The sequence below is a fragment of the Lysobacter enzymogenes genome, assembly GCF_900106525.1.
Taxonomy (GTDB): domain Bacteria; phylum Pseudomonadota; class Gammaproteobacteria; order Xanthomonadales; family Xanthomonadaceae; genus Lysobacter; species Lysobacter enzymogenes.
Genome location: NZ_FNOG01000008.1, coordinates 257,330 through 276,160, shown reverse-complemented (window position 1 = coordinate 276,160; position 18,831 = coordinate 257,330). Strand labels below are relative to the sequence as shown.

The following is an 18,831-nucleotide window of genomic DNA, read 5'->3' as shown; positions in this document are numbered from 1 at the left end:
GCCCATGAACCAGACCCGTGCTTTCCTGATCCTCGCCTGGCTGATGGTGGCGACCCTGCTGTGGATGGAATGGGGCAAGGAGACGTCGGCGCCGCCGGCTCTGCCGCCGAGCGCGGTCGCGCCGGCGAGCACCGTGCCCAGCGCCGCCGGCCTGGCCGCGCAGCCCGGCGTGCCGGGCGCGCCCACCGCGCCGGCCGTCGCCGGTGTGGCTGCGGTCGCCAGCGCCGCCCCGGCCACCGACGCGCCGGTCGTGGTCAACACCGACGTGCTCAAGGTGATCCTGCGCGGCGGCGAAGTCAGCGAGGCCGACCTGCTGCGCTATCCGGTCGGCACCGAGCCGGGCAGCCCGCCGATGCGCCTGCTCGCGCACGACTCCACCTTGTACTTCGTCGCCCAGAGCGGCTGGGTCAGCCAGGGCGGCAGCGCGCCGACCCACGAAAGCGGCTTTCGCTACGCCGGCGACGCGCGCGAGCTCAAGCTCGGCGACGGCGCCAAGGACATCTCGGTGCCGTTCGTGTGGACCGGCGCCAACGGCGTCACCATCACCCGCACCTACACCTTCGGCCGCAGCGACTACGTCATCAAGGTCCGCGACGAAGTCAGCAACGCCGGCGCTGCGGCGTGGCAGGGCTATGTCTACCGCCAGCTCAGCCGCGTGCCGCGCGAACTGGCGCGCAAGGGGCCCTTCAGCCCCGAGCAGTACAGCTTCCAGGGCGCGGCGTGGTACAGCCCGACCGACAAGTACGAGAAGCGCAAGTTCGACAAGTTCGCCGCCGACGGCAACCTCAACAAGCAGGTCACCGGCGGCTGGATCGCGATGCTGCAGCACCACTTCTTCGCCGCCTGGATTCCGGGCGAGAAGGACCAGGGCCAGTTCTCGCTCGAGCAGCTCAACGCCGGCGGCGCGCCGCAGTACCTGATCCGCGACCTCGGCCCCGGCGTCAACGTCGCGCCGGGCCAGAAGGCCAGCACCGAAGCGCGCCTGTGGGTCGGCCCGAAGCTGGTCAAGGCGATCGAAGCGCAGAAGGTGCAGGGCCTGGACCGCGCGGTCGACTTCAGCAGCTACTCGATCTTCGCCACCCTGGCCAACGGCCTGTTCTGGCTGCTCGACAAGCTGCACGGCCTGTTCGGCAACTGGGGCTGGGCGATCATCGGCCTGGTGGTGCTGCTGAAGCTGGCGCTGTATCCGCTGTCGGCGGCGCAGTACAAGTCGCAGGCCAAGATGCGCAAGTTCCAGCCGCGCGTGGCCCAGCTCAAGGAGCGCTACGGCGACGACAAGCAGAAGTTCCAGATGGCGCTGATGGAGCTGTACAAGAAGGAGAAGATCAACCCGGTCGGCGGCTGTCTGCCGCTGCTGCCGAGCATCATCATCTTCATGACGCTCTACTGGATGCTGGCCGAGTCGGTGGAACTGCGCCACGCGCCGTGGACGCTGTGGATCCACGACCTGACCTCGCGCGATCCGTTCTTCGTGCTGCCGCTGTGCAACATCGCGATCATGTGGGCGACGCAGAAGCTGACCCCGATGACCGGCATGGACCCGACCCAGCAGAAGATGATGCAGTTCATGCCGCTGGTGTTCGGCGCGATCCTGGCGTTCCTGCCGGCGGGTCTGGTGTTGTACCAAGTCGCCAACGGCGGCCTGGGCCTGCTGCAGCAGTGGATCACCACCAAGCGCTACGCGGAAGAGAATGCGAGCGGCGGTGGCGGCAAGGACAAGGACAAGAGCTGATCGGTGCAGGCCGCATCGGTACTCGCGAAGCCCGCCGCAAGGCGGGCTTTTGCGTTTGTGTGGATAGCTGCGCCGAATTGGGATCGGGTTAGCCGGGTCACGACGCGGCTGTAGTTGTTGTGGGAGGGGCTTCAGCCCCGACGCTGTCGTGCCAGACGCCGCGATCTGAGCCAAGAGCGTCGGGGCTGAAGCCCCTCCCACAACAACCACGGTCGTCATCCCCGCGAAGGCGGGGATCCAGAGACTTCAGCGTCATGCTTCGGTGAAGCCCTGGATCCCCGCTTTCGCAGGGATGACGGCTTTGAACAGACGCCACGAAACCTACCTGGCGTCATGCCCGCGAAGGCGGGCATCCAGAGACTTCAGCGCCAGGCTTCGATCCCGACCTTATCCACAGTCCCAGCACCCACTATCATCCGCCCATGACCTCCGCCGCCCCCGCCCGCGACACCATCGCCGCCATCGCCACCGCGCCCGGCGCCGGCGGCGTCGGCATCGTGCGTCTGTCGGGAACCCAGGCGCGCGCGATCGCGCAGGCGATGGCCGGCCGCACGCTGCAGCCGCGCTACGCCCACTACGTGCGTTTTCGCGACGCCGACGGCGAAACGCTCGACGACGGCATCGCCCTGTATTTCGCCGCGCCGGCCAGCTACACCGGCGAAGACGTGGCCGAGTTGCAGGCGCACGGCGGCCCGGCGCTGCTGGAGGAACTGCTCGCGCGCGCCTGCGCGCTCGGCGCGCGCCGAGCGCGCCCGGGCGAGTTCAGCGAACGCGCGTTTCTTGAAGGCCGGCTCGACCTGGCCCAGGCCGAAGCCGTCGCCGACTTGATCGCCGCGGCCGACGCGCGCGCCGCGCGTGCGGCGCGGCGCGCGCTCGACGGCGAATTCTCGCGCCGCGTCGAAGCGCTCGCCGGCGATCTGCTGGCGGTGCGCGTGCACGTGGAAGCGGCGATCGATTTCGCCGACGAACCCATCGACACGCTCGGCGGCGGCGCATTGCGCGAACGCCTGCGCGGCGCCGCCGAATCGCTGGAAGCATTGCTCGCCGCGGCCGAACGCGGCCGGCGCCTGCGCGACGGTTTGCACGCGGTGATCGTCGGCCCGCCCAACGCCGGCAAGAGTTCGCTGTTGAACGCGCTAGCCGGCAGCGAACGCGCCATCGTCACCGATATCGCCGGCACCACCCGCGACTTGCTGCACGAGACGATCAAACTCGACGGCGTCGAACTGACCTTGGTCGATACCGCCGGCCTGCGCGACGGCGGCGACGCGATCGAGCGCGAAGGCATGCGCCGCGCGCGCGGCGAGCTCGACCGCGCGGACCTGGCGATCGTTGTGCTCGACGCGCGCGATCCGCATGGCGGGTTGGCTGCGGTCGCCGATGCGATCGAACCGGTGCCTTCGCGCCTATTCGTCTACAACAAGATCGACCTGCTCGAATCGGACTACGAGTCGCCGGGGCCGGCGGATGTCGGCGGCGAGAATCGGGTATTCGTTTCCGCCCACAGCGGCGCCGGGCTCGACGCGCTGCACGCGCGTTTGCGCGCGTTGGCGCAGGGCGACGGCAGCGATGCGACCGAAGGCGCGTTCACCGCGCGCGCGCGGCATGTCGAGGCCCTGCGCCGCGCGCGCGAGGAGCTGATCGAAGCGCGCGCGCAACTCGACCACGAGATGCTGGACCTGGCCGCCGAGTCGTTGCGCCATGCGCACGATGCCTTGGGCGAGATCACCGGGCGCGTGCGCGCCGACGATCTGCTGGGGCATATCTTTTCGAGTTTCTGCATCGGCAAGTGATGCGTGCGGGAGCGGGCGTCGTGGCGGTGATCCTGCAGGGGCAGCGTGAGCTGCGACCGCGATGATTCAGTTGCGTCGCAAGCGTGGTGTCGTGGTCGCGGCTTGCGCTGCTCCTACAGTCGCTGCGTTGTAGCTGCGCACGATGGTGTGGATATCTCTGTGCAGTGAGCCGATCGCGACATGCTGCGCGATCTCCCTGTAGGAGCGGCGCGAGCCGCGACCGTGCTAGTTCAGTTGCGTCGCAAGCGCGGTGTCGCGGTCGCGGCTTGCGCCGCTCCTACAGTCGCTTCGTTGTGGCTGCGAACGATGGTGTGGATATCTTTGTGCAGTGAACCGATCGCGACGCGCTGCGCGATCTCCCTGTAGGAGCGGCGCGAGCCGCGACCACGCTAGTTCAGTTGCGTCGCAAGCGCGATGTCGCGGTCGCGGCGGTGCAAGGGCATGTGGATATCGTTGTGCATGCCGCACCGCCGCCATCCGTCGCAATCATGCTGCGCGCGGGTAGTCGGTATAACCCTCGGAACCGCCACCGAAGTAACGTGTGCGGTCGCCTTCGTTGAGCGGCAGGTCGTGTTGCAAGCGATGCGGCAGGTCGGGGTTGGCGATGAACGGGCGGCCGAAGCCGATCAGGTCGGCCCAGCCGCGGGCCAGCGCGTCTTCGGCGCGGGCTTTGGTGTACTTGCCCGAGTAGATCAGCGTGCCGCGGTAGATCAGGCGCAATGCTTCGCGGAATGCGTCGGGCATGCCGGGGGCGTCGTCCCAGTCGGCTTCGGCGATGTGCAGGTAGGCGACGCCGATCTCGTCGAGGATCTTCGCCGCGGCCAGGTAGGTCGCTTGCGGCGTGTCGTCGACCGCGCCTTGCAGCGTGGTCAGCGGCGCCAGGCGTACGCCGACGCGGTCGGCGCCGATGGCGTCGCCGACGGCTTGCGCGACTTCGCGCAGGAATCGCAAACGGTTGGGCAGCGAGCCGCCGTACTCGTCGTCGCGCGCATTGGCCTGCGAGTCGATGAACTGGTTGATCAGGTAGCCGTTGGCGCCGTGCAGTTCGATGCCGTCGAAGCCGGCGGCGAGCGCGTTGCGCGCGGCCTGGGCGTAGTCGGCGACGATGGCGGGAATCTCGTCGGCGCGCAGCGCGCGCGGTGTGGAGTGCTGGACCATTTCGCCGACGCCGGCCTCGGGGCCGCGGCCTTCGACGTCGACGAACACTTTCACGCCTTCGGCCACCAGCGCCGACGAGGACACCGGCGCGGCGCCGCCGTCCTGCAAGGCGACGTGGGAGACGCGGCCGACATGCCACAGCTGGGCGAAGATGCGACCGCCTGCGGCGTGTACGGCGTCGGTGACGCGGCGCCAGCCGGCGATCTGTTCGGGCGTGTGGATGCCGGGCGTCCAGGCGTAGCCCTGGCCCTGGCGGCTGATCTGGGTGCCTTCGCTGACGATCAGGCCGGCGCCGGCGCGCTGGGCGTAGTACTGCGCCATCAGTTCGGTGGCGACTTCGCCGCGGCCGGCGCGCGAGCGGGTCATCGGCGGCATGACGATGCGGTTGGGCAGGTCGAGGGCGCCGATGCGGTGTGGGGTGAACAGCATGGGGAGTTCTCGTGGCAGTTGGGAACGAGGTGGGGCGCGGCGCGCGCGGCGGTATGCGTCGCGGCGCCGATGCTGTGTTGCGCGGATGTGGACAAGGTTGCGGCGCGAGGGTGTGCGATGGCGGTCGCGGCTTGCGCCGCTCCTACAGGTAGATCCCGTGGCGGCCGAAGCTCTTGTAGGAGCGACGCGAGTCGCGACCGCGACAACTCAGCGACGACGCAAGCGCATCAATCCCAAGCCGGCGCCAAACCATCCGGATCGGTCAACCGCTCGCCACGGTCCAACCCGGCGATGCGCCGCATGTCCTCGTCGTCCAACCGCAGCGAAACCGCCAACAGATTGCCGGCCAGGTTCTCGCGCTTGGTCGACGACGGAATCACCGCATACCCCGACTGCATCGCCCAGGCCAGCGCCACCTGCGCCGGCGTCGCGCGATGCTTCGCGGCGATATCCACAAGCGCCGCATCGCCGAGCACCTTGCCGTAGGCCAGGGTCATGTACGAGGTCAGCCCGATTCCTGCTTCGCGCGCGAACTGCGCGAGCTTGCGGTTCTGCAGGTAGGGATGCAGCTCGACCTGGTTGGTCGCGATCTGCTCGGCGCCGACGGCGGCGATCGCGCGCTGCATCAGATCGATGTTGAAGTTGGACACGCCGATCGCGCGGGTCAGGCCTTCGCGCTTGGCTTGCAGCAGCGCGTGCATGAATTCGTCCACCGGCACCGCATCGTTCGGCGACGGCCAGTGGATCAAGGTCAGGTCGACGTAGTCGGTGCGCAGCTTGGCCAAGCTCTCGCGCAGGCTCGGGATCAGGCGTTCGCGCGAGAGATTCTCGGTCCAGATCTTGGTGGTGAGAAAAACCTCATCGCGGGCCACGCCGCTGTCGGCGATGGCCGTGCCGACTTCGGCTTCGTTGCCGTAGATCTGCGCGGTGTCGACGGCGCGGTAGCCGAGCTCGAGGCCGGTGCGTACCGAGTCGATGACGGTCTGGCCCTTGAGGCGGAAAGTGCCGAGGCCGAAGGCGGGGACGTTCATTGTGGATATCTCCGGAAAGTAGGAAGGAGGCGGATCAATGCGCGGCGACCGCGATGCCTTCGGCGCGTTCGGCGACGCCGTCGCGGCGATCCAGACGGCCGCTCAACGCGGTCAGACCGAACGCGGCGAACACCACCAGCGCGGCGATCCACGGCGTATGCGCCAGGCCCAGGTGAGCGACGACCTGGCCGCCGGCCCAGGCGCCGCCGGCGACGCCGAGATTGAACGCGGCGATGTTGAAGCCGGCGGCGGTATCGACCGCCTGCGGCGCGTAACGCTGCGCCTGCTTGACCACGTACACCTGCAGACCGGGCACGTTGCCGAACGCGACCGCGCCCCAGGCCAGTGCGGTCAACACCACCAGCCATTGGCTGTGCATGGTGAAACTCAGCGCCAGCAGCACCGCGGCGAGCAGGGCGAAGATGGTCTTGAGCGCTTTCACCGGGCCGTGGCGGTCGGCGAGGCGGCCGCCCCAGACGTTGCCGATCGCGACCGACACGCCGTAGGCCAGCAACACCGCGCCGACCATGTTCGGGCCGAAGCCGGCGATGTCCTGCAGGATCGGGGCGAGGAAGGTGAAAGCGATCAGCGAGCCGCCGTAGCCGACCGCGGTCATCGCGTAGACCAGCAGCAGGCGCGGCTGCAGCAGCAGCGCGGCCTGTTGGCGCAGCGGCGCCGGCGCGCTGTGGGCGATGCGTCGGGGCACGAACAGCGCGCTGCCGATCAGCGCGATCAAACCGAACCCGGCGACCGCGAGGAAGGTCGCGCGCCAGCCGAAGTGCTGGCCGAGGAAGGTGCCCAGCGGGATGCCGGTGACGAAGGCGACGGTCATGCCGCTGAACATCGTGGCGATCGCGCTGGCGGCTTTTTCCTTCGGCACCAGGCTGGTGGCGATGATCGAGCCGACCGAGAAGAACACGCCGTGGGCCAGGCCGGTGAGCACGCGCGCGACGATCAAGGTGGCGTAGCCCGGCGCCAGCCAGGCGACCACGTTGCCGGCGGTGAACAAGGCCATCAGGCCGATCAGCAGCGGCTTGCGCGGCACCCGCCCGGTCAGCGCGGTCAGCAGCGGTGCGCCGATGGCGACGGCGAGCGCGTACAGGCTGACCAGCAGGCCGGCCGAGGGCAGGTCGACGCCGAGGTCGGCGGCGAGGGTGGGGATCAGGCCGACGATGACGAACTCGGTGGTGCCGATGGCGAAGGCGCCGAGGGTCAGGGCCAACAGAGCGAGAGGCATGGCGGGCATCCGGGGAATCGAGCGATTCGGGATGCGCAGTGTCGGCCGGCGGCCTTTGCGGAAAAACAGGGTTTCTATCGAATTACATTTGACTCAAAGTCAAATATAGAGCGGGCCGCATGCTGTGGATAAGCACGGTACAAGCGCCGGATAAAAAACCGGAAAGCCAGGCTGCACAAGGCGATAGCGGCCATCCGGCTTATCCACAACGGTGTTATCCACAAGACAAGCCGGGCGCTCCGCCGCCTCGACCGCCCTGCGGCCGAGGCTGTGGATAAACCGCGTCTGTGGATAAGTTCAGCGCAGCGCGCCGAACACCGCCAGCAGCACCAGCAACGCGAGCGCCGCCGCCAGCGCGGCGAAGAAGATCTTGACCCAGCTGTAGGGCCGCTCGCCGGCCAGCGCGCCGGTGTAGCCGTTGGCCAGCACCTGGTAGCTGCGCGAGCCGTAGGTGTAGCTGACCAGCCACACCGGCACCAGTACGTGCTTGAAGGTGCGGCGGCTGAGCGTGGCGTCGACCTGCAGGTTGCGCTGGGTGTCGCCGGGCACTTCCGCCGAGCAGGCCGCGCGGGTGCGTTCGCGCATCTGCGCCTCGCCGCGCTGGGCGGCCTGGCGCAGGTCCACCTGGTAACGCTCCACGGTCCAGCCGCGCACGAACTCGGGCGAGTACGGCTTGAGGTCGGTGGTGGTGGGGAACTCGCCGATCTTCTGCAGCAGGTCGGCATGCACGCCGACCGTGCCGGGCACCAGCTCGTCGTTGAAGAACAGCTGCAGCGAGCCGGAGGCCGGTTCCCAGCGGATCTTCTGCACTTCGCGGGTCTTGCGCTGGCCGTTCTCGGTGTAGCTCTCGGTGACGTAGTAGTAGTGGCCGGCCTCGGCGCTCCAGCGCGCGGACACGTCGGCGTCGAAAGTCCAGTACGGCAGGTACACGCCCTTGAGGGTGTCGGTCAGCGCCGCGGTCTTGAGCCGGTTCGGCGCGAACCAGCGGCTGCCGTACCACTTGCGGATCGCGTCGCGCACCTGGCCGTCGCTGATCTTGAACGGCAGCAGGCTTTCCGGGGTGATCGCATCGCCCAGCGATTCGTGATCGATGATCGACGGCGAGCCGCAGAACTCGCAGCGGTCGGCGACTTTGCCGTCGACGAACACCGAGATCGCGTGGCAGCTCTGGCATTGCACCTCGCGCCGCTGCGCGCCGTAGCCGCGTTGCTCCGCCGGGGTCGCGGCCATGCTGCGCAGCAATTCGAGCGCGTGGCCGTTCTGCGAGCCCTTGAGCTCGAACTCGCCGTCCTGGCCGCGCGCCGACACGCTCCAACTGGTGGCGGTGCCCGGCGCGCCGCCGGGCGAGCGCGCCAGCCGCTCGATGGTGGCGTGGACCGCGGCCAGCTCAGGGTCTTGCGCGCCGTTCGCGGCGGCGCCCTGCGCGCGTGGCTCGGGCAGCTCGGGCGGTATCCGCGCCAGCGCTTCCTCCAGATCGTGCTCGACGATCTGCGCGCTGCCGTCGCCCGCGCCCGCGGGCGCCGACGCCAACGGCACCACGGTGCCGCAGTACGGGCAGGCCAGCGCCTGCTTGCCCGCATTCCATTGCAGATCCCCGCCGCACTCCGGGCAGGGATGCTTTCCGACGGTAGCGTTATCCATCAGCCGCGCAGGAATTCTTCGAGTGCGCTCTTGGCGATGCGGGTGGCGTTGCCGATCTTGCGCGCCTTGAGGTCGCCGGCGGCGATCGCCGCCATCACGTCCTCGACCGACACGCCGAGCGCGGTCGCGGCCTGTTCGGGGGTGAGCACTTCGAGCCCGCCGGCGGGCGCGGCGTCCGCCGCCGGCGCGGCCGCGGCGTTGCCCTGCGGCGCGCCCTGCATGCCGCGCATCATTTCCTGGGCGATGCCGAAGCCCATCGCCATCTGCGCCGGCACCGCGGCCGAGGCGTCGCCGCCCTGGCCCATCGCGCTGCCCATCTGGAACTTGACGTAGTCGTTGAGGTTGCCGACCGCGCTCATGCTCGAACGCGCGTCGATGGCCTTCTCCACTTCCGGTGGCACCGACACGTTCTCCAGCACGAACGAGGCGATCTCGATGCCGTACTTGGAAGTCATCGCCGGGTTGATCAGCGGCAGCAGCGCCTCGCCCAGCTCGGTGTAGCGCGAGGCCACGTCCAGCGCCGGCACCTTGGCGCTGGCGAGCGCTTCGGTGAACACGCTGACGATGCGCGAACGCATGGTGTCGGCGAACTCGTCGAGGCGGAAATTCTGGTCGGTGCCGGCCACTTCCTTGAGGAACTTGGGCGGGTCGACGATGCGGAAATCGTAGGTGCCGAACGCGCGCAGGCGAACCACGCCGAAGTCGGCGTCGCGCATCATCACCGGGTTGGCCGTGCCCCACTTGTTGCCGGTGAACAGCCGGGTGTTGAGGAAGTAGACGTCGCACTTGAACGGCGACTGGAAGCCGTACTTCCAGCCCAGGATGGTCGACAGGACCGGGATGTTCTCGGTCTTGAGCGTGTGCTTGCCCGGGCCGAACAGGTCGGCGTATTGGCCGGCGGCGACGAACTGGACCTGCTGCGACTCGCGCACGATCAGCTGCGCGCCGTTCTTGATCTCCTTGTCGTCGTCGGGAAAGCGATAGGAGAGGGTGTCGCGCGAGTCGTCGGTCCACTCGATGACTTCCAGCAGCTCGCCCTTGATGAAACCCAGAATGCTCATGTTCCCGCTCCTGCTTCCTGCCCGTGGTGCGGCGATTCTAGTGCAGGGCGGCGCGGGTTCGGCCAGCCCGGTGCGGGCCCGGCCTCGGGTTGGCACGCGTTCGGCACCGGTTCGGTGCGACCCGGCGCGGGCTCGTCGGCGCGTGCGTTCGCCGGCGCACGGGGGCCGCCGGCGGTCGCGTCCGGCGCACGCAAACTGTGGCGGCGGTCGCGGGCGCCGCTGCGAACCGACACACCCGGTATCGGTGCGGCCCGCGATGGATGGCACACTCGGGGTCTGACGCCCATCGCGGGGGCCCGTCGCAACCTGAACGCTTGACAAACGCGGCTCGCTAGCGCGTTCTATCCGGCGTGCGCCCGGCCCCGTATCGGACGGGGACTCGCGTACTTCAGGGGAGCTTTTATCGATGATCGCCAATAACGACCGGCATTGCAGCCGGCTGTCCGCTGTCAAGCAGGTTTCCGCCGTGTTCGCGCTCGGATGCGCGCTGGCGGCCTGCGGTAAGAAAGAAGAAGCCGCGCCGGCCGCGCCGGAGCAGGCCGCGCCCAGCGCGAGCGCGCCGGCGGCGAACGCCGGCAACGCGGTCTCGGCCAAGGTCTCGGCCCTGAGCGTGGAGCAACTGCGCGAGGCCGCGCGCAAGGCGTATGCGGAAAACCGCCTGTACGCGCCGGCCGAAGACAACGCCGTGGAGTACTACCTGGCCCTGCGCGAGAAGGCGCCGGCCGATGCGGTCGCCTCCAGCGCGTTGACCGACCTGCTGCCGATGACGGTGATCGCCACCGAGCAGAGCATCGGCCGCGAGGATTTCAGCGAAGCCCAGCGCCTGTCGGCGTTGATCGAACGCGCCGACCCGCAGCACCCGGCCATGGCCCGGCTCAAGGCCGCCATCGCCAGCGCCCAGCAGGCGGTGACCAAGCGCGCCGAACAGGAAAAGCTCACCGCCGAGGACCAGGTGCGCAAGCAGGCCGAGCTGGAAAAGCAGCGCCTGGCTCAGCAGCAGCAACAGCAGCAGCAGGCCGCGCAGCAACTGGCCGCGCAGCAGGCGGCCGAACGCCAGGCCGCGACGCGCGCGGCCGAGCAACGCGCCGCCGAACAGCGCGCCGCCGAGCAGCGTCCGGCGCCGACCGCCGCCGCACCGGAACGTCCGGCCCCGACGCCGACCGCGCCGAGCGCACCGGCCGCCGCCGCCAGCGACCTGCGCGCGGTGTCCACGCCGGCCCCGCGCTACCCGCCCGACGCGCTGCGCGCCGGCACGTCCGGCGAGGTCCAGGTCGAGTTCACCGTCGGCACCGACGGCTCGGTCACCGCCGCGCGCGTGGTCCGCGCCAACCCGCCGCGCGTGTTCGACCGCGAAGCGGTCAACGCGGTGCGCAAGTGGCGCTTCCAGCCGGTGCCCGCGCCGGTCACCACGCGCCGCACGATCGGGTTCAATCCGGGCGGTTGATCGTCGCGGAACGAAGATCCGGTTGAACGAAAAAGCCCGGCGCGAGCCGGGCTTTTTCTTTGTGGATATCGCAGATGTCGTGTGTGCGGCTGCGACATCTCAGTTGCGTCGTAAGCGGGGTGTCGCGGTCGCGGCTCGCGCCGCTCCTACAGGGAGCTCCCCGACCTGCGCATAGTGCCGACAGCCGACTGTAGGAGCTGCGCAAGCTGCGACCGCGAAACCGCAGCTGCGACGCAACCGGCTACCCCGCAGTCGCGGCTCGCGCCGCTCCTACACAGGGGCAGCCGGTTCGGATCAGCCCGAAATCGCCAGCCGTTCGTTGTTGTAGCGCCGCACCGCGGCGACCCACAGCAATGCCGCCAGGCCGAAGCCGCAGGCCAGGTACATCGCCCAGGTCTGGCCGCTGATCGCTTCGCCGCGGATCACTTTCAGCAGCAGCTGGTTCTGCGCCAGGAACGGCACCGCGAACTGCCACAGCTGGGTCTTGAGCGGGTTGACCATCAGCACGAAGGTCGGCAGCAGCGGCAGCAGCATCAGCCAGGTCACGTGGCTCTGCGCTTCCTTCAGGCTCTTGGCCGCGGCCGAGAGATACGTCAGCAGCGCGGTGCCGATGAACGACATCGGCAGCAGGATCAGCAGCATCTTGCCGATCGCGTACAGGCTGACATCGAGCATGCGCCCCACTCCGCTGCTCATCTGCGCGCTGAGCTTGAACGCGAGCAGAGTCAGCAGCAGCGAGAACAAGCCGAGTACGCAGGCCGCGGCGATCTTGCCGCTGACGATGGCCGCGCGCGGCGCCGGCGTGGCCAGCAGCGGTTCCAGCGATTGCCGTTCGCGCTCGCCGGCGGTGGCGTCGATGATCAGGAACGCGCCGCCGGCGAACGAGGTCATGATCAGCAGGTACGGCAGCAGCGCCGACAGGATCAGGCCGCGCTTGGCCTCGGCGGTGGCGACGTCGCGGTCGGCGACGTTGACCGGCTGGATCACGCTGGCGGCGATCCCGCGCGCCAGCAGCCGCAGCGCGCCGACCTGGCGGCTGTAGCCCTCCAGCGCCGCGTGCAGGCGCCGCGCCGGGATGTCGGCGTCGCGGCGGGTGCTGTCCTGCACGATCTCCACCAGCGCCGGCTGCCCGGCCTTCCAGTCCTTGCCGAAGTCGGCCGAGACGATCAGGCCGACGTCGTGCTCCTGGTTCTGCACCGCTGCGTCCAGGTCCTTCGGCGCGGGCACCGCGACGATGTTCTGGGTGGCGAGGAACTTGACCAGGTTGGGCGCGCGCTCGGCGCCGACCACCGGCACCTTGAGCACGCTGTCGAGCTGGGTGCGGGCGCGGTTCTCGGCCAGCGAGCCCATGCCCAGCATCAGCAGCGGATACAGCAGCGGGCCCATCAGCAAGGTGATGGCGAGAGTACGGCGGTCGCGCGAGATGTCGCGCAGTTCCTTGCGCACGACCGACCAGAATGCGGCGAACGGATTGACTTTCATGCGTGCAGGCCCTCGTCGCTGCCGATCGCCTTGACGAAGGCGTCTTCCAGATTGTCTTCGCCGGTGTGCGAGCGCAGTTCGTCGGCGGTGCCGGCGGCGACGACCTGGCCCTTGGCGACGATCACGATGCGGTCGCACAGCGCGGCGACCTCTTGCATGATGTGGCTGGAGAAGATCACGCAGCGCCCTTCCTCGCGCAGCCCGCGCAGGAAGCCGCGCATCGCGCGGGTGGTCATCACGTCCAGGCCGTTGGTCGGCTCGTCCAGAATCACGTTGCGCGGGTCGTGCACCAGCGCGCGGGCGATCGCGGTCTTGGTGCGCTGGCCTTGCGAGAAGCCTTCGGTCTGGCGGTCGAGGATGTCGCCCATGTCCAGCGCGCGCGACAGCTCGGCGGTGCGCCGTTCGATCTGGGCGCGGCTCAGGCCGTGCAGCTCGCCGAAGTAGGCGATGTTCTCGCGCGCGGTCAGGCGCTTGTACACGCCGCGCGCGTCGGGCAGCACGCCGAGCGAGCGCCGCACCGCGGCCGGGTCCTTGGCCGCATCGACGCCGTCCACGCGCACTTCGCCGCGGTCGGGACGCATCAGCGTATAGAGCATGCGCAAGGTGGTGGTCTTGCCGGCGCCGTTGGGGCCGAGCAAGCCGGTGATTTCGCCGTCGCGCGCTTGGAAGTCGACGCCTTGCACGGCGGCGACGATGCCGGACTTGGTCTTGAAGGATTTATGCAGGTCGTGAGCGGTGATCATGGTCGTGGCTCGGCAATGGGGAATGGGACGTCGAGGATCGGAAAGGGCGACGGGGGCGCGCATCGCGCGGCGAGGGGATCGACAGCGGGCGCGAGACTCGCGCGGCTATCGGCTCCCTGTTCCCCGTGGCCCGGTTCCGTCGCCTACGGCTCCCACCCCGTGAACGAAACGAACGGCGGCACGTAGCCCAACGCATCCAGGCAGCGCGCATCGAGCGCCTTGGCGTCGCCGCTCTCCAGGAACTGGCCCAGCAGCTTGGGCGTGCAGCCCACGCGCAGCGCGCCGTGGCCCTGGCCGCGCAGCACCAGGTGGCGGCCGTTGGGCAGGTTCTTCAGCACTTGTTCGCCATAGCGCGGCGGGGTCACCGGATCGAGCTCGCCCGACAGCAGCAGCACCGGCAGGTTCGAACGCAGCGGCTGGTGGAAATCCTTCGGCCGCGTCCCGGTCGGCCAGACCGCGCATTGCGCCTTGAGCGCGTCGGTCATGGCGTTGCCGAGCACGGTGTCCTTGTCGGCCGGATCGGCAACGAAGAGGTCGGCATCCTCGGCGCAGGTCACCGACAGCTGCATGCCGTAGTTGAGCTCTTCGCTGAGCTGGCCGCCGATCATCTTCGACAGCGCCAGCAGCGGCGCGTAGCGGCCCTGGTCGGCCTCCGACAGCACCAGCGGCAGCAGCGAAGCGGCCTCGGGCTGGTAGGAGAACATGCGCGTGAGCATCGCCACGTGGCCGGCGGTGACGCGCTCGCGGCGCGGCTCGCCGGTGGACGGGTCGCGGTAGTCGACTTCGACCGGCTGCGCCTGCAGCCGCGCCATCAGCTGGCGCAGCTGCTCGCGCGGGTCGGCGCCGAAGCGCGCGCGGCACGCCGGCGTCTGCTGGCACAGCTTGAACTGCTGGGCCAGCGCGGCATCGAGGTTGCGCGCGTGTTCGCTGCCGAGCACCAGTTCGTTCGGGGCGACGCCGTCGAGCACCACGGCGCGGGTGCGCTGTGGATAACGCCCGGCGTATTGCTGGGCCACGCGGGTGCCGTAGGACACGCCGACCAGATCGACCTTGGCCGCGCCGATCGCCGCGCGCACCGCGTCGAGGTCGGCGATGGCGTCGGTGGTGGTGAAGTAGCGCGCGTCGACCTTCAGCCCCTGCGCGCAGCGGCGCACGGCGTCGACCGAAGCGGCCAACTGCGCGGCTTCGTCGCCGCCGTCGTCGTCCTGCGGCACGGCCTCGGTGCAGGTCAGCGGCGCCGACTTGCCGGTGCCGCGCTGGTCGACCAACACGATGTTGCGGCGCTTGCGCACGTCGCGGAACGCCGCGTCGACCAGCGGCCACGACGAGGTCGCGGCCTGGCCCGGGCCGCCGGCGAGGAAGAACACCGGGTCGTCCTCGGCCGCGCTGCTGTCGGTGGCCGGCAGCCAGGCGAGGTTGAGTTCGATCTTGCGGCCGTTCGGCTCGGCGTGGTTTTCCGGCACCTTGAAGCGCGCGCACTGGGCCGGGATGGTGCCGGTGGCGAACGGCGAGGCCAGGGTGCACGGCTCGAACGCGATCGCGCCGTAGCGGCGCTTGACCGCGCCGCCATCGGCACCAGCGACGTCCGCGCCGCGGCCGCAGCCGGCCAGGGTCAGGGCCGCGAGCGCGGCGGCCAGCGCGATGGCCGCGCAGCGCGGCCGGGGGTGCTTCCAATCGATGGGCATGTTCCGTGATCTCGTCGCCAGGGCGGTTGCGCCTGCAAGAATGACAGACCACGGTGGCGGGAAGAATGTGACCACCCGGCGCGAAGATCTTTCCGCCGGCTCTTCCGCCCGCGCAGCGGCTGAGCCAAAAGCATCGGGCCTGAAGGCCCTCCCACAACCGCCGCGATGCCGCGCAGCATCGGCTGTTGTGGGAGGGCCTTCAGGCCCGACGCTCTAGTACCCGCCGCCGCGCCCTACCGATCACTTCGACGAAACGTACTTCTCCCGCCGGATCTGCGGCACCGCCAGCCCGTATTCCTTCAACGCCTCGAAACAGGCATCGACCATGTTCGGGTTGCCGCACAGATAGGCGATGTCGCCGGCCGCGTCCGGCGCGAACTCGGCCAGGAACTGCTGCACATAGCCGTGGCGCACGTCCGCATGCGGCTCGGCCGGCAGTTCGCGCGAGAAGCACGGCACGAAGCGGAAGCCCGGCACGCGATCGGCGAAGGCGCGGAACTCGTCGCCGTACAGCAGCTCGGCCGGGGTGCGCGCGCCGAACAGCAGCACCACCTCGATGCCGCGTTCGCGGATCTGCCGTTCCAGCTGCGGCAGCATCGCCCGGTACGGGGTGACGCCGGTGCCGGTGGCGATCAGCAGGTAGCGGCGGTTGGCGTCGGCCGGCATCAGGCAGAAGCGCCCGAACGGGCCGCTGGCCTGGACCGCGTCGCCCTCGCCCAAGCCTTCGAACAGCGCGGTGGCGGCGCCGCCGGGCACGTAGCTGACCGCGATCTCCACCGCCTCGCCCGGGCCCAGCGCGTGGTCGTGGATGGTGGCCAGCGAATAGCTGCGCTTGGTCGCGGTGCCGTCGGCGTACTGGAAGTGGACCTGGATGAATTGTCCGGGGATGTAGTCCAGCGGCTCGCCATCGCCGCGCTGGAACACGTAGTGGCCCACGGTCGGCGCGAGCATGCGGCGCGAGACGAGCTTGAGCGGGAATTGCTTCATGCGACGGAGTTCTCGATGGGCGTCCGGCCGCGGCCGGGTGCGAAAGGGGGCAGGGACGCCGCGCCGCGAGGCGGGCGAAGCGACCGGCGGCGCAAACTCCGGCCGGTCCGGGCTGCGCGCGGCCGTCGAAATGGCGCGGTCCGCAACAGTCTGTGGCCGGGGTGGCGCCACGGGGCGGCCTATACTAAGCCATTCGCCGCGAGGCCCGCGGCCAGCGACCGAGACCCTCCCGCAATGACCCAGCCAACGGCCCTCGCCACGGGCCCCCGTCAGGTTTCCGCCGCCGCCGTCGCGGCCGGCGCCGCCGTTCCCGCCCTGCGCGTGCGCGACCTGCGCAAGACGTACGACAACAAGGTCCAGGCGCTCAAGGGCGTGTCCCTGGACGTCGCCGAAGGCGACTTCTTCGCCCTGCTCGGCCCCAACGGCGCCGGCAAGTCGACCCTGATCGGCATCGTCAGCTCGCTGGTCAATCTCAGCGACGGCGCGGTGGAAATCTTCGGCACCGACCTGCAGCGCCGCCGCGACGAAGCGATGCGCCTGATCGGCCTGGTGCCGCAGGAAATCAACTTCAACATGTTCGAAAAGCCGCTCGACATCCTGGTCAACTACGCCGGCTTCTACGGCGTGCCGCGCGAACAGGCGCTGGTGCGCGCCGAAGAAGAACTCAAGCGCGCGCAGCTGTGGGACAAGGCCGACAAGATGAGCCGCACGCTGTCGGGCGGCATGAAGCGCCGGCTGATGATCGCCCGCGCGATGATGACCCGGCCGCGTCTGCTGATCCTCGACGAGCCCACCGCCGGCGTCGACATCGAGATCCGCCGCGGCATGTGGAAGACCCTGCGCGAGATCAACGCCGCCGGCACCACCATCATCCTCACCACCCACTACCTGGAAGAAGCCGAGAACCTGTGCCGCAACCTGGCGATCATCGACCAGGGCCGCATCGTCCAGCAGGGCCCGATGAAGGCGCTGCTGGCGATGCTCGACGTGGAAGGCTTCCTGCTCGACATCGACGGCGTGCTGCCGGCCGCGCTGCCGCAGATCGAAGGCGCGACCCTGGCCGCCGCCGACGACCACACCCTGGACCTGGAAATGCCGCGCGCGATGGACCTCAACCGCGTGTTCGCCGCGCTCGGCGAAGCCGGCATCCGGGTGCGTTCGATGCGGACCAAGTCCAACCGCCTGGAGGAGCTGTTCGTGCGCATGATCGCTCCGCCTTCCGCCGCCGCCACCGGGAGCGCCGCATGAGCAGCGAGATCCAAACGGCCGACAGCGCCGCGATTTCGCCCGCGCGCCGCAACCTGACGGCGCTGGGCACCATCGTGCGCCGCGAAGTGACGCGGATCCTGCGCATCTGGGGCCAGACCCTGGTGCCGCCGGCGATCACCATGACCTTGTACTTCCTGATCTTCGGCGGCCTGATCGGCTCGCGCATCGGCGACATGGGCGGCTACAGCTACATGGAGTTCATCGTCCCGGGCCTGGTGATGATGAGCGTGATCCAGAACAGCTACGGCAACATCTCCTCGAGTTTCTTCGGCGCCAAGTTCGGCCGCCACGTCGAGGAACTGCTGGTCAGCCCGATGCCGAACTGGGTGATCCTGTGGGGCTACGTCGCCGGCGCGGTGCTGCGCGGGCTGATGGTCGGCGCGATCGTGCTGCTGATCGCGATGTGCTTCACCAAGGTGCGCATCCCGCACCCGCTGGTGACCTTCACCACCGTGCTGCTGGGCGCGACGATCTTCTCGCTGGCGGGCTTCATCAACGCCGTGTACGCGAAGAAGTTCGACGACGTGGCGATCGTGCCGACCTTCATCCTGACCCCGCTGACGTATCTTGGCGGCGTGTTCTATTCGGTCAAGCTGCTGCCGGCGTGGGCGGAAGCGGCGACTCACGCCAATCCGATCTTCTACATGGTCAACGCATTCCGCTACGGCCTGCTCGGCAGCAGCGACGTGCCGTTGTGGGTGGCGTATGCGCTGATGCTGGCCTTCGTGGTGGCGCTGTCGTCGCTGGGCTTGTGGTTGCTCAAGCGCGGTGTGGGGTTGCGCAGCTGAGGCGGGCGGCGCCCTGCGAAATCTGCGGCAGGTTTGATGTCTTGCTGCAGGAGCGGTGCGAGTCGCGGCTGCAAGTGCGCAACTACGTCATGGCTGGGTTGTCGTGGTCGCGGCTCGCGCCGCTCCTACAGTCGGATACGTAGCCGGCCGGAGCCCCTGTAGGAGCGACGCGAGTCGCGACCAACCGCAGCGACGTAGCCCCGCCGAACTCCCCCGAAGACCCGAAGCTCCCAATCCAGTCATTCCGGCGAAAGCCGGAATCCAACCGCAGCGGCGTAGCTCCGCCGTAGCTTCCAGAAACCTCGCAACCCCCAACCCGTCATTCCGGCGAAAGCCGGAATCCATTTTGAT

14 protein-coding genes are annotated in these 18,831 nt (G+C 69.3%); 5 read left to right on the top strand and 9 right to left on the bottom strand.

Annotated elements, in window-relative coordinates; genetic code table 11:
- The first annotated feature begins 4 nt into the window (after window positions 1–4).
- Together yidC and mnmE are read left to right on the top strand one after the other, a co-directional pair.
- Window positions 5–1,732 (top strand): membrane protein insertase YidC, encoded by a 1,728-nt coding sequence (gene yidC / locus BLU84_RS19950; RefSeq protein WP_074871277.1) that lies wholly within the window; start codon window positions 5–7, stop codon window positions 1,730–1,732.
- A gap of 422 nt (window positions 1,733–2,154) precedes the next feature.
- Window positions 2,155–3,525: a tRNA uridine-5-carboxymethylaminomethyl(34) synthesis GTPase MnmE gene (mnmE, locus tag BLU84_RS19945; RefSeq protein WP_074871275.1), complete on the top strand. Its 1,371-nt coding sequence runs from the start codon at window positions 2,155–2,157 to the stop codon at window positions 3,523–3,525.
- A gap of 486 nt (window positions 3,526–4,011) precedes the next feature.
- Here the strand turns inward: mnmE and BLU84_RS19940 are convergent, their stop codons facing one another.
- The 5 genes from BLU84_RS19940 to BLU84_RS19920 form a co-directional block, all read right to left on the bottom strand.
- On the bottom strand, window positions 4,012–5,112 hold the full coding sequence (locus tag BLU84_RS19940; RefSeq protein ID WP_074871274.1) for an alkene reductase: 1,101 nt from the start codon (window positions 5,110–5,112) through the stop codon (window positions 4,012–4,014).
- Window positions 5,113–5,339: 227 nt separating this feature from the next.
- A complete protein-coding gene (gene dkgB / locus BLU84_RS19935) occupies window positions 5,340–6,143 on the bottom strand; it encodes a 2,5-didehydrogluconate reductase DkgB (protein WP_074871272.1) in 804 nt (267 codons plus the stop codon).
- A 34-nt stretch (window positions 6,144–6,177) separates the two neighbouring features.
- A complete protein-coding gene (locus tag BLU84_RS19930) occupies window positions 6,178–7,380 on the bottom strand; it encodes an MFS transporter (RefSeq protein ID WP_074871438.1) in 1,203 nt (400 codons plus the stop codon).
- Window positions 7,381–7,677: 297 nt separating this feature from the next.
- Complete coding sequence (locus tag BLU84_RS19925) at window positions 7,678–9,021, bottom strand: zinc ribbon domain-containing protein (protein WP_139175142.1); 1,344 nt, start codon at window positions 9,019–9,021, stop codon at window positions 7,678–7,680.
- Window positions 9,021–10,082 (bottom strand): SPFH and helix-turn-helix domain-containing protein, encoded by a 1,062-nt coding sequence (locus tag BLU84_RS19920; protein WP_074871270.1) that lies wholly within the window; start codon window positions 10,080–10,082, stop codon window positions 9,021–9,023. The genes BLU84_RS19925 and BLU84_RS19920 overlap by 1 nt, the downstream gene beginning before the upstream one ends.
- 406 nt (window positions 10,083–10,488) lie before the next feature.
- Here BLU84_RS19920 and BLU84_RS19915 point away from each other — a divergent pair, with 406 nt between their 5' ends.
- Window positions 10,489–11,526, top strand: coding sequence for an energy transducer TonB (locus BLU84_RS19915; protein ID WP_074871268.1), 1,038 nt, complete (start codon window positions 10,489–10,491; stop codon window positions 11,524–11,526).
- Between the two features lie 294 nt (window positions 11,527–11,820).
- On the opposite strand, the gene BLU84_RS19910 is transcribed toward BLU84_RS19915, so the two are convergent.
- The 4 genes from BLU84_RS19910 to BLU84_RS19895 all read right to left on the bottom strand — a co-directional run bounded on the left by BLU84_RS19910 (window position 11,821) and on the right by BLU84_RS19895 (window position 16,423).
- The gene (locus BLU84_RS19910) at window positions 11,821–13,008 is read right to left on the bottom strand and encodes an ABC transporter permease (RefSeq protein ID WP_074871266.1); all 1,188 of its coding nucleotides are present in this window, start codon (window positions 13,006–13,008) and stop codon (window positions 11,821–11,823) included.
- Window positions 13,005–13,751, bottom strand: a complete 747-nt coding sequence (locus BLU84_RS19905; RefSeq protein WP_074871264.1) for an ABC transporter ATP-binding protein — start codon at window positions 13,749–13,751, stop codon at window positions 13,005–13,007. The genes BLU84_RS19910 and BLU84_RS19905 overlap by 4 nt, the downstream gene beginning before the upstream one ends.
- 143 nt (window positions 13,752–13,894) lie before the next feature.
- A complete protein-coding gene (locus tag BLU84_RS19900; protein WP_074871262.1) occupies window positions 13,895–15,436 on the bottom strand; it encodes an alpha/beta hydrolase in 1,542 nt (513 codons plus the stop codon).
- A gap of 240 nt (window positions 15,437–15,676) precedes the next feature.
- Window positions 15,677–16,423, bottom strand: a complete 747-nt coding sequence (locus BLU84_RS19895) for a ferredoxin--NADP reductase (RefSeq protein WP_074871261.1) — start codon at window positions 16,421–16,423, stop codon at window positions 15,677–15,679.
- 234 nt (window positions 16,424–16,657) lie between these two features.
- Here BLU84_RS19895 and BLU84_RS19890 point away from each other — a divergent pair, with 234 nt between their 5' ends.
- Window positions 16,658–17,671 carry an ABC transporter ATP-binding protein gene (locus BLU84_RS19890; protein WP_083382909.1) on the top strand — a complete coding sequence of 338 codons (1,014 nt, stop codon included), beginning with the start codon at window positions 16,658–16,660 and terminating at the stop codon, window positions 17,669–17,671.
- Window positions 17,668–18,480, top strand: a complete 813-nt coding sequence (locus BLU84_RS19885; RefSeq protein WP_074871258.1) for an ABC transporter permease — start codon at window positions 17,668–17,670, stop codon at window positions 18,478–18,480. The genes BLU84_RS19890 and BLU84_RS19885 overlap by 4 nt, the downstream gene beginning before the upstream one ends.
- The last annotated feature ends 351 nt before the right edge of the window (window positions 18,481–18,831 follow it).